The sequence below is a fragment of the Embleya sp. NPDC005971 genome (assembly GCF_040629175.1).
Classification (GTDB): domain Bacteria; phylum Actinomycetota; class Actinomycetes; order Streptomycetales; family Streptomycetaceae; genus Embleya.
Genome location: NZ_JBEXUX010000032.1, coordinates 1 through 12,209, shown reverse-complemented (window position 1 = coordinate 12,209; position 12,209 = coordinate 1). Strand labels below are relative to the sequence as shown.

Genomic DNA, 12,209 nt, shown 5'->3' with positions numbered 1-12,209 from the left:
CCGTCGGCGAAACGGGAGTCCTCCATGCATCGTTTTCCGACTGTTTCCGCACGGGTGACCGAATCGCGCCCCCGGGGTGTGGTGCCGGAACGGGGGACGATGCGCGGGCCGGCCGAACACCCGCCGGCCCGAGCCGCCGCCCCGTCCCGTCGCCGCGACGAGCGGGGTTCGGCGTGACCGCCTCCCCCGATCGGCTCGTCGAGGCACTCCGGGCGTCGTTGACCCGGAACGAGGAACTGCAGGCCCGGAACGAGCAGCTCAGCGCGCGCAACGCGGAACTGGCCGACGGCGCCGGTGAACCGATCGCGATCGTGGGCATGAGCTGCCGCTTCCCCGGCTCGGTGGCCCACCCGCAGGATCTGTGGCGACTGGTCGTCGAGGGCACCGACGCCATCGGGGACCTGCCCGACGATCGCGGCTGGAAGCAGCAGGTGCTCGACCTGGCCGCGACCGGCATCGGCATCGGCGCGCTTCCGCAGGGCGGTTTCATCGATCACGCCGACCGTTTCGACGCCGCCGTGTTCGGCATCGCGCCGCGCGAGGCGCTGGCGATGGACCCCCAGCAGCGGCTCCTGCTGGAGACCTCGTGGGAGGTCTTCGAAAGCGTCGGCATCGTGCCGTCCTCGTTGAAGCGCAGCCGGACCGGCGTCTTCATCGGCGCCACGGCCACCGGTTACGGCACCGGCGTCACGGAACTGCCCGAGGGGGTGGCCGGCCATCTGGTCAGCGGCACCGCCGGCAGCGTCATGTCGGGCCGACTCTCCTACGTCTACGGACTGGAGGGCCCCGCGGTCACCGTGGACACCGCCTGCTCCTCCTCGCTGGTCGCGCTGCACCTGGCCGCCCAGGCGCTGCGCACCGGCGAGTGCTCGTTGGCCCTGGCCGGCGGCGTGACCGTGATGTCCACCGCGAGCATCTTCTTCGGGTTCGGCAGCCAGGGCATGATGGCCCCGAACAGCCGCTGCAAGCCCTTCGCCGCCGCGGCCGACGGAACCTCCTGGGCCGAGGGCGCCGGCCTGCTGTTGCTCGAACGACTCTCCGACGCGCGCCGCAACGGCCGCCGGGTGCTGGCCGTACTGCGGGGTTCGGCGGTCAACCAGGACGGCGCGTCGAACGGGCTGACCGCCCCCAACGGCCCCTCCCAGCAGCGCGTCATCCGGGCCGCCCTGGCCGATGCCGGACTCACCCCCGACCAGATCGACGTGGTCGAGGCGCACGGCACCGGCACCACGTTGGGCGACCCGATCGAGGCCCAGGCCCTGCTGGCCACCTACGGCCGCGACCGGGACCCGCAACGGCCGCTGTGGCTGGGGTCGATCAAGTCCAACATCGGTCACTCCCAGGCCGCTTCGGGCATCGCGGGGGTGATCAAGACCGTCTTGGCGGTGCGCCACGCACACGTGCCGCGCACGCTGCACGTCGACGCCCCCTCCCCGCACATCGACTGGTCCGCCGGGGAGGTCCGGCTCGCCGACGAAGCCCGCGACTGGCCGCCGGTGGACCGGCCGCGGCGCGCCGCGGTCTCCTCGTTCGGACTCAGCGGCACCAACGCGCACGTCATCCTGGAACAGGCCGATCCGCAGGACGACCCACCGCCGGCCGAGCCCTCGGAGCAGCGTCCGGCCGGGCCGCTCGGCCGCGGACCGGTGCCGTGGTTGTTGTCGGCGGCCACCCCGCAGGCGTTGCGGGCCCGGGCCGGACAACTGGCCCGCTGGTGCGCCGGCGAGGCGCGGCCGGACCCCGCGCGGGTGGGCGCCGCCCTGGCCCGCACCCGGACCGCCTTCGAGCACCGGGCGGTCGTCCTGGTCGAGGACTCGGACCGAGCCCACGAGCCGCTGCACGCACTGGAGTCCGGCACGGCGTCCGCGCTGCTGGTCGAGGGGCCCGCCGTGGTCCGCGGCAAGGTGGTCTTCGTCTTCCCCGGCCAGGGCTCGCAGTGGACCGGGATGGCCGGCCGACTGCGCCGCGAGAGCCCGGAGTTCGCCGCGCACCTCGCCGAGTGCGAGCAGGCCCTCGCGCCCTGGATCGACCGACGGTTGACCGAGGTGCTGGACGACGAGGCCGCTCTGGCCCGGGTCGACCTCGTGCAACCCGCCCTGTGGGCGGTACTGGTCTCGCTGGCCCGGCTGTGGCAGGACCACGGCGTGCGGCCGGCCGCCGTCCTGGGTCACTCCCAGGGCGAGATCGCCGCGGCCTGCGTGGCCGGCGCCCTGTCGCTGGAGGACGGCGCCAAGGTCGTCGCGCTGCGCAGCCGGGCCATCGCCGCCTCCTTGGCCGGACACGGCGGGATGGCGTCGGTGGCACTGCCGGTCGCCGAGGTGCAGGCTCGTTGCGAGCGCGCCGGCCTGCGGTTGTCGATCGCCGCCCACAACGGCCCCCGCTCCACCGTCGTCTCCGGGCTGCCGGGGCAACTCGACGCTTTCGTCCGGTCCTGCGAGGCCGACGAGGTGCGGGTGCGCCGGATCCCCGTCGACTACGCCTCGCATTCCGCGCAGGTGGAGTCGCTGCGCGACCGGCTGATCGCGGACCTGGCGGACATCACGCCCCGCACCTGCGCGGTGCCGTTCCGGTCCACCGTCACCGGCGACTGGATCGACACGGCGCTGCTGGACGCCGACTACTGGTATCGCAATCTGCGCCGGACCGTGCTGCTGGAGGAGGGCGTGCGCGCGCTGCTCGCGAGCGGGCACGGTGTCTTCGTCGAAGTCGGTCCGCACCCGGTGCTCACGGCGGCCATCGAGGAGTGCGCCGAGCACGCCGAGGCGGACGCCGCCGTCGTCGCGACGCTGCGCCGCGACGACGACTCGCTGCTGCGCTTTCGCACCTCGCTGGGCGAGGCGGCGGTCCGCGGCGCCCGGATCGACCTCGGCCCGCTGTTCGCCGGGATCGGCACCGCGGATGTCGCCCTGCCCACCTATCCGTTCCAGGGCGCCCGCTACTGGCTCTCGCCCGGCCCGAACACGGCCGAACCCGCCGCGCTGGGCCTGGACCCGGCCGACCATCCGATTCTGGGCGCCGCGGTGGAGTTGGCCGACCACGACACGGTCGTGCTCACCGGCACCGTCGACGCCCTCGACCCGCTCGGGCGCGCCGGCGCCGGCGCGGTGCCCACGCTCGGCGCCGGCACCCTGGCGGAGTTGGCGGTGCGCGCGGCCGACGAGGTCGACGCCGGCGTGGCGGACCTGACCCTGGACCGGCCGTCGGTGCCGGCCGCGGACGGTGCCACCCGCATCCAGGTAACTGCGGCCCGGGCCGGCCGCACCCTGACCGTGCATGCCCGCCATCCCGCCGTCGCGGACGGCCGCTGGGTCCGCCATGCGAGCGCCGCCCTCACCGCCGCGTCGCCTCCCCCGGCCGCCGCCGCGGACCACGATTGGCCGCCCCGGGACGCCGACCCGCTGCCGCTGCCGGAGCCCGACGGCGGGTCCGACCCGGCGGTGATCCGCGGGTTGTGGCAGCGCGGCGACGAGGTTTTCGCCGACGTGCTGCTCGACGCCGACTCCGGTGCGGTGCGCGGCTACCGCATCCACCCCGCGTTGTTGGACGCCGCGCTCCGGGCCTGGCACCTGGCCCGCCCGGCGCCGGCGGACGACACCGGGCACACCCTGTTGCCCACCTCGCTCGGTCGCGTCGCGGTACACGCCACCGGCGCCGACAGCGCCCGGGTGCACCTGCGTCCCGGCGCCGACGGCACGGTCACCGTGACGCTCGCCGACGCGGCCGGGCAACCACTGGCCGACCTCGGCCCGGTGGTGTTCGAGCAGGTGGCCGCCCCGGGGCCGACGGCCGGCGCGGGCCTGCCGCGCGACACGCTGTTCACCGTCGAGTGGGCCCCGGTGACGGTGGCGCCGGAGCCGGTACCCGGGACCTGGGCGGTGCTCGCCGAGGGCCCGGACCGGGCCGGGCTGTCCGCCGCGCTGCGCGATCCGGACGCCGAGGTGTACGTGCACCGCGATCTGGCCGCGCTGACCGCGGCGGTCGCCGCGGGTGCCCGCGTCCCGGACACCGTCGTCGTCCCGGTCGTCGTCGAGGACTGCGGACCCGAGGCCGTCGCGGGCGCGACGCTGGAACTCCTGCGGGCGTACCTGGCCGACGAACCGCTCGCGGCCGGCCGCCTGGTGCTGCTCACCCGGTCCGCGGTCGCCGCGATCCCCGACGAGGCTCCGGACCTGGCCGGCTCGCCGCTGTGGGGACTGGTCGGCTCGGCCGACGCCGAACACCCCGGTCGGGTCGTGCTGCTCGACACCGACGCTCCCGTCTCGGCCGACCTGCTGCGCGCGGCCCTGGCGGCCGGGGAACCCCGGCTGGCCGTACGCGCCGGCCGGCTGCTCGCGCCCCGGCTCGGCCGGGCCGCCGGCACCCCCGCCGCGGAGCCCACGCCGCTCGACCCGAACGGCACCGTGCTGATCACCGGCGGCACCGGCACCCTCGGCGCGCTGGTGGCCCGCCACCTGGTGCACCGGCACGGCATCCGGCACCTGGTGTTGCTCAGCCGGCGCGGCGCGGATGCCCCCGGTGCCCGCGAACTCGTCGCCGAACTGGGCGAGTCGGGAGGCCAAGTCACCGTCGCCGAATGCGACGCGGCCGATCGGGACGCACTCGCCGCGGTGTTGGCCGCCGTGCCCGCGGCCCACCCGCTCACCGCGGTCGTGCACGCCGCCGCCGTCCTCGACGACGCCGTCCTGGACGCGCTGACCCCACAACGCGTCGCCGCGGTCTTCCGGCCCAAGGTGGACGCCGCGCTGCACCTGGACGAACTCACCCGCGCCGCGCCCCTGGCCGCGTTCGTGCTGTTCTCCTCGGCCGCCGGGGTGCTCGGCACCGCCGGCCAGGCCAACTACGCCGCCGCCAACACCTTCCTGGACGCCCTGGCCGCCCGCCGCCGGGCCGAGGGCCTGCCCGGCACGTCACTGGCCTGGGGCATGTGGGCGGAACTGAGCGAGCTGACCCGGCGCATAGAGCCCACGGGCCGGGACCGGATGGTCGACGCCGGCTTCGGCACCCTCTCCAGTGCGGACGGCCTGGCCATCCTGGACGCCGCGATCCGCACCGACACCGCTCTGTTCGTACCGCTGCCGACCGACCTCGGCGCGCTCTCCCGGCAACTCGCCGGCAATCCGCCGCCGCCGCTGTATCGCGGCCTGCTCCGTACCCCGGTGCGGCGCGCCGTCGGCGCCACCCGGAGCGAGGACCCGCAACTCGCCGCCCGGCTGGCCGGCGAACCCCCCGCCGAGCACACCCGCATCCTGCTCGACATCGTGCGCGGGCAGGCCGCGGCCGTGCTCGGTCATCCCACCGGCGACGCGGTCGCGCCCGGTCGGCCCTTCCGCGAGTTGGGCTTCGACTCGCTCAGTTCGGTCGACCTGCGCAACCGGATCGCCGCCGCCACCGGTCTGCGCCTGCCGGTCGGCCTGATCTACGACCACCCCACCCCCACCGCCCTCGCCCAGCACCTGCGCACCCGGCTCACCGGGGACCCGGCCGAGCCCGTCGGCTCGACCGCCCCGATCGCCGACCGCCGCGCGGAACCCGACGGCGAGGACGACCCGGTGGTCGTGGTCGGGATGAGCTGCCGGCTGCCGGGCGGCATCGAATCCCCGGACCGGTTGTGGGACCTGCTGGTGTCGGGCGGCGACGCGATCGGGCCCGCCCCGGACGATCGCGGCTGGAACCTGGACCGATTCGCCGCCTGGAACAGTGCGATGCCCGGCGTCGGCCTGCTGTCCCAGGGCGGCTTCATCACCGGCGCCTCGGGATTCGACCCGGCGTTCTTCGACATCGGCCCGGACGAGGCGCTGGTGATCGACCCCCAGCAACGGGTGTTGCTGGAACTGGCCTGGGAGGCGTGGGAGCGTGCCGGCGAGGATCCGCGTCGGTTGCGCGGCTCGCGCACCGGGGTCTACCTCGGCACCTTCTTCCAGAACTACGTCTCCGACCTGCGGCAGGTGCCGAAGGCGAGTCTGCCCTACGTGTCCTCCGGCGCCGGTTCGCCGTTCGCCTGCGCCCGGGTCGCCTACACCTTCGGGCTCGAAGGGCCCACCCTCGCCGTCGACACCGGCTGCTCGTCCTCCGGCGTCGCGCTGCACCTGGCCTGCCAGGCGCTGCGCCGCGGCGAGTGCGCCTCCGCGCTGGTCGGTGGCGTCACCGTGCTGGCGTTCCCGGCCGCGTACGAGAACCTCGGCGGCATCGCCTCCGACGGCCGCTGCAAGTCCTTCTCGGCGGACGCCGACGGCACCGGATGGGGCGAGGGCGCCGGCATGCTGGTCGTCGAACGCCTCTCCGAGGCGCGTCGCCGCGGCCACCCGGTGCTCGCGGTGATCCGCGGCTCGGCGCTGAACCACAACGGCGCCAGCAACGGACTGACCGCACCGCACGGCCCCTCGCAGAGCCAGGTCATGCAACTCGCCCTCGCCGAGGCCGGTCTCGGTCCGGCCGACATCGACGTGGTCGAGGCGCACGGCACCGGCACCCCCCTGGGCGACGCGGTCGAGGCCGAGGCGGTCATCGACGCGTACGGCCGGCACCGTCCCGCCGACCGTCCGCTGTGGTTGGGCAGCGTCAAGGCCAACATCGGCCACCCGCATGCCGCCTCCGGCGTCGTCGGCGTCATCAAGACGATCCTGGCCATCCGGCACGGCGTCGTGCCCGAGGCGTTGCACGCCGCCGAACCACTGCCCGACGTCGACTGGCAAGGCAGCGGCATCGCCCTGGCCCATCGGGCGGTGGCCTGGCCGGAGACCGGGCGCCCGCGCCGCGCCGGGGTCTCCTCGTTCGGCGGCAACGGCACCAAGGTGCACCTCATCCTGGAACAGGCCCCCGACGAACCCCTCGCGGCACCGCCCGCGACGAACGGCTCCGCCGGCGGATCGGCCCCGCCGCCCTGCCTGCTGTCCGCCCGCAGCGCCCCGGCCCTGGCCGCACTGGCCCGCCGGCTGCACGAGCGGCTGGCCGGCGACGACACCCTCGCTCCGGCCGACGTCGCCTGGTCGTTGGCCACCACCCGCACCGCGTTCGAGCAGCGCGCCGCGATCCCGGCCCGGGACCGGGCGGAACTCCTGGACGCCCTGGCCGCGTTGGCCGCCGGCGCCGCCCATCCCGCGCTGCTCACCGGCCGCTCGGCCGACGAGGGCGCCCGCCTGGTGGTCCTGCTGCCCGGTGCCGGGGAGCGGTCGGCCGACGCCGAGGCCGCGCTGTATGCCGCGTTTCCGGCCTACGCGCACGCCTGGGACGAGGCCGCGGCCGCCCTCGCGCCGTACCTGGACGAGCCGCTGCCCCGGCCCGGCACGGACGACGAACCGCCCGTCGCCGCGGCCACGTTCGCGGCGCACCTCGCCGGCCACCGGCTGCTGGAGAGTCTGGGCCTGCGCCCGGACGCGCTGGTCGGTCGCGGCATCGGCCGGATCGCCGCCGCCCACCTCGGCGGCTCGCTGACCCTGCGTCAGGCGGCGGCCGTGACCCTCGGTCGCGCCGACGAGTCGCCCGATCGCACGGTCGCGCCCGCGCGCCTTCCGGTGCTGACGGACGACGGCGCGAACCTCGACGCCGAGGCGCTGCTCACCGGCGCCGCGCCCACGGCCGGCGAACCGACCGAGGCGACCGGCACTTTCGCGGCGCGCGACACCGACCTGGTCGTGCATCTCGGCGCCCCGGACCGGGATCGGCCCGACACCGGCGCGGCGCTCACCCTGCACCTGTACGCGGACGCGGCGCTCGCACCCGGGGCGTTCGCGTCGGCGCCGGCGCGGCTGTACGTGGCCGGGGTCGACCCGGACCACACCGACCTGTTCCGCGGAGTGTCCGCACGGCGCATCGACCTGCCGACCTATCCGTTCCAACGCGAGCCGTACTGGCTGGGCGCGTTCCGATCGAGTGCCACCGACGGAGGGAGCACCATGACCGACGAGCCGACCCGCAAGAAGATCATCACCGAGTACTACCGCCGGCTCAACGCCGGGGACGTCGACGGGGTGGTCGCCATGTTCGCCGGCGACGGATACATCGAGGACCCGCTGGGCGCCCCGGTCACCCGCGGCCACCAGGCGCTGCGGCACTTCTACGACGTCACCATCAACGGGGCCGACATCAAGGACACGGTCAACTCGATCGTCGGCGCGCACGACGATCGGCACGTCGCCGCGGCGGTCACCGCCGACCTGATCAACGTCGAGGACCCCGAGCGCAAGCGGGTCACCGTCGACGCCGTGATGACGTTCCGCATCGACGACGACGGACTGATCGAGGAGGCCCGGACCTTCTGGGGCGCCACCGACGTGACCATGTGACCCGGACCCGGTGCCCTCGGTGCAACCGCCGGCCGGCCGGCGGTGGGACCCCTGACTTCGTCGGGCACACCCCTGAACCGCCGTTGTGCGCGAACTCCGGACGGGCCCGCGTGGCACAGTCCGATCATGCCTGTCTCCACTACGTCCCGTGCCGAAGCGCGGGCAGCGGGAGGTCGTCGTGCCCGATGAGAATCTGCGCAAACACCTGGTGGTGGAGCACTGTCGCCGGGTGAACGCCGCCGATCTGGAAGGGCTGCTCGCCCTCTACTCGCCACACGTGCGCTTCGAGGACCCGGTGGGTACCGGGTTGCAGACCGGGATCGAGGCACTGCGCGCGCACGCGGGCGCGGCCATCGAATGCCGGGCCTTCGAGGACTTCGGTGTCCCTGTGGCGGCGCAGGACGGCACCACCGCCGCGGTACCGGTCGTCACGACCATGAACTACCTGCCCTGGGGCCCGAATCTGGTGCGCCTGGGGTTCGTGCCCGCGCCGCCCGAGGACAGCGGGCCGGGGACACGCATCCGGTTCGACTACGTCATGGCCGTAACGGTCGGGGCCGACGGCCTGATCACCGGGATGCAGGGCTACTGGGGCCGGTCCGACGTGGTGTTCCTGGGCCCCGAATGACGCGGGCCCGCACTGCCGCGAACGACGACTGGAAGGGTGTGGCGTACCGATGACCGACTCGAAGCGCGCCGTGGTGCTGGGTGCCGGGCTCGCGGGCATGCTGACCGCACACGTGCTGGCCGACCACGTGGACTCCGTGACCGTGGTGGACCGCGACACGATGCCCGACGGGCCCTACCCGCGCAAGGGCCTGCCACAGGCGCGGCACGCGCATCTGCTGATGTCGGGTGGCGCCCGGGCGATCGATCGCCTGCTCCCCGGCATGACCGAGCGCCTGCTCGCCGCCGGCGCACACCGCGTCGCGCTCCCCGCGGATGTGGTGTCGCTGACCGCGTACGGCTGGCAACAGCGATTCCCCGGCGACCAGTTCATGATCACCTGTAGTCGGGAGCTGCTCGACTGGACGGTACGGGACACCGTGCTGCGCAATGCACGGATCACCGTGCTCGACGGGATGGACGTGCTCGCCCCGCTGACCGAGGCCGGGCGGGTGACCGGGATCGGCCTCCGGCCGCGCGACGGCTCGGCGGGACCGAGCGAGTTGGCGGCGGACTTCGTGGTCGACGCCACGGGCCGCGGGTCGCCGGCCAAGAAGTGGCTGGCCGATCTGGGACTTCCTCCCGTGCGGGAGGAGACCGTGGACGTCGGGCTGCGCTACTCCAGCCGGATCTTCCGGGCCCCCGCCGGGGCGGAGAAGGGCTTCCCCGTGGTCAGCGTGTATCCGGACCACCGCTCGGGCGGCCCGGGGCAGAGCGCGGTGCTCGTCCCGATCGAGGACGGCCGGTGGATCGTCACGATCTCCGGGACCCGGGGCGCGGAACCGCCGAACGGCGAGGAGGGCTTCGTCGAATTCGCCGCGGCGGCACGGCACTCGATCGTCGGCGACCTGATCGCCGCCGCCGAGCCGGTCACCGAGGTCCAGGGCTCGCGCAGCACGACGAACCGACGCTTGCACTACGAACAGGTCACCCCTTGGCCCGAGGGCTTCGCCGTACTCGGGGATGCGCTCGCCGCCTTCAACCCCGTGTACGGACACGGGATGAGCTGCGCCGCGCAGAGCGCGCTGGCCCTGGACGGCGAGCTGCGCCGACTCGGCGGCCTCGCACCCCAGCTCGCCCGGCGTGTCCAGCGGGCGGTGAGCGCGGCGATCGACGACGCGTGGATCCTGGCGACCACCCTGGACCTGGACTATCCCGGCTGCCGCTCGGACGTCACCGACGCCCGGCTGGCCAACCCCTCGCCGGCCGGCCGGCGGTTCGCCGAACTGGTCTCGACCGCGGCGCTCTACGATCCCGCGGTGGCGACCGCGACGATGGAGGTCACCACGCTGTCCGCGCCGCTGACCCGACTCCAGGCACCGGATGTGTTCGCCGCCGCCCAGCGGTTCGCCGCCCGGCCCGCCGGCGGGCCGATCTCGGACGAACCGCCCCTGAAGCCGGACGAGTCGGCGCTGCTGGGCCGCTGACCGGGGGCAGCCCGAACGGACAGGAACAGGGGAGGGGCGGTCGGCTCGAAGCCGACCGCCCCTCCCCTTTGCTCGTCCGCACCGCCGAAACGATGATCGGCCCCGCCGGTGTGCCCGGCGGGGCCGATCATCGGGTGCCCGGCCGACGTGTGGCGTCGGGCCGGGCCGGGGGTCAGGACTCGCCGGCTCCCTCGAGGGCCAGCCGGATGAGTTCGTCGGCGTCCATCAGCGCGATCGACGCGCCGGCGTCGGCGGCCGGCGGGTCGCCGCCGCGCAGCGCGGCCGGCTCCGGCGCGGCGCCGTGCTCCGGGGTGCTCTCCGGTGCGTCGGCCGATTCCGGCGCGAGGTCTTCGAGCAACCGCCGGCCGAGTTCGGCCGGAGAGGGGTGGTCGAAGATCAGCGTGGCGGGCAACCGCAGTCCGGTGTCCGCGGTGAGGCGGTTGCGCAACTCCACGGCGGTGAGCGAGTCGAAGCCCAGGTCCCGGAAGGCCCGGTCCGGATCCACCGCGCCCGCCGAGCCGTGGCCCAGGACCGCGGCGACATTGGCCCGAACCAGGTCGACGAGCAGTTCCTCGCGGTCCGCCGAGGACAGCCTGGACAGGCGCTGCGCCAGGGAGGGGCCGGTAGCCGTCGCTTCGGTCGACGCGGTGCGCCGGGCCGGCCCTCGGGCGAGGCCGCGCAGGATCGGCGCCACCCGGCCGGTCCGGAGCACACTGCCGTCGATGCGCACCGGGGCCAACAGCGCCTCGTCGCTGCCGCGGGCGGCGTCGAAGAGGGCGAGTCCCAACTCGGGCGCCATCGGCAGGATGCCGCCGCGCCCCATCCGGGCCACGTCCGCCTCGGCGAGTTCGCCGGTCAGCCCACTGGCCCGGGCCCACAGACCCCAGGCCAGCGAGGTGGCGGTCAGGCCATGGGCGCGCCGGTCCTGGGCGAGCGCGTCCAGGAACGTGTTCGCGGCGGCGTAGTTGGCCTGTCCGGCGCTGCCGACCAGACCCGCGAGGGAGGAGAAGAGTACGAAGGCGGAGAGGTCGTGGTCGGCGGTCAGTTCGTGCAGGTTGATCGCGCCGTCGACCTTGGACCGCAGTACCCGGGCCAGTCGCTCGGCCGTCATCGACTCGACCATGCCGTCGTCCAGGACACCGGAGGCGTGCACCACGCCGGTGAGCGCACGTCCGTCCGGGATGCGGGCCAACACCGCGGCCAACGCCTCCCGGTCCGCCGCGTCACACGCCTCGACGACGACGTCCGCGCCGAGTTCGGTGAGTTCGGCCGCCAACTCGGCCGCGCCGGGCGCGTCCGGGCCTCGACGGCCGGCCAACACCAGGCTTCGCACGCCGTGTTCGACCACGAGATGGCGGGCCACCAGACCACCCAGGGTGCCGGTTCCGCCGGTGATCAGCACCGTGCCGTCCGGGTCGGGCGACACCGGCATCCGCAACACCAACTTGCCCGTGTGCCGCGCCTGCGACATGAACCGGAACGCCTCCGGCGCCCGCCGCACATCGAACGACCGCACCACGATCGGCACGAGCGCACCCGATTCGAACAACGGCAGCAACACCGCGAACAACTCCGCGACCCCGTCCGCACCGGCCGCCTCGACCAGATCGAACGCCTCGTACGAGACCACCCCCGGATGCGCGGCCCGGACCACGTCCACGTCCCGCACGTCCGTCTTGCCCATCTCCACGAACCGGCCGCCGTCGGCGACCAGTCGCAACGACGCGTCCACGAACTCGCCCGCAAGCGAGTTCAACACCACATCCACACCACGACCCGCCGTGGCCGCACGGAACCGCTCCTCGAAGCCCAGAGTCCGCGACGAGGCGATATG

4 protein-coding genes are annotated in these 12,209 nt (G+C 74.7%); 3 read left to right on the top strand and 1 reads right to left on the bottom strand.

What is annotated here, in order from left to right:
• Positions 1–173: 173 nt before the first annotated feature.
• The 3 genes from ABZ374_RS26190 to ABZ374_RS26180 all read left to right on the top strand — a co-directional run bounded on the left by ABZ374_RS26190 (position 174) and on the right by ABZ374_RS26180 (position 10,375).
• The gene (locus ABZ374_RS26190) at positions 174–8,282 is read left to right on the top strand and encodes an SDR family NAD(P)-dependent oxidoreductase (protein WP_360315122.1); all 8,109 of its coding nucleotides are present in this window, start codon (positions 174–176) and stop codon (positions 8,280–8,282) included.
• A gap of 178 nt (positions 8,283–8,460) precedes the next feature.
• Positions 8,461–8,910, top strand: coding sequence for a nuclear transport factor 2 family protein (locus ABZ374_RS26185; protein ID WP_360315121.1), 450 nt, complete (start codon positions 8,461–8,463; stop codon positions 8,908–8,910).
• Between the two features lie 49 nt (positions 8,911–8,959).
• Positions 8,960–10,375, top strand: a complete 1,416-nt coding sequence (locus ABZ374_RS26180; RefSeq protein ID WP_360315119.1) for an FAD-dependent monooxygenase — start codon at positions 8,960–8,962, stop codon at positions 10,373–10,375.
• Positions 10,376–10,547: 172 nt separating this feature from the next.
• Here ABZ374_RS26180 and ABZ374_RS26175 read toward each other — a convergent pair.
• On the bottom strand, positions 10,548–12,209 hold a 1,662-nt coding region (locus ABZ374_RS26175; RefSeq protein ID WP_360315117.1), incomplete at its 5' end, for an SDR family NAD(P)-dependent oxidoreductase.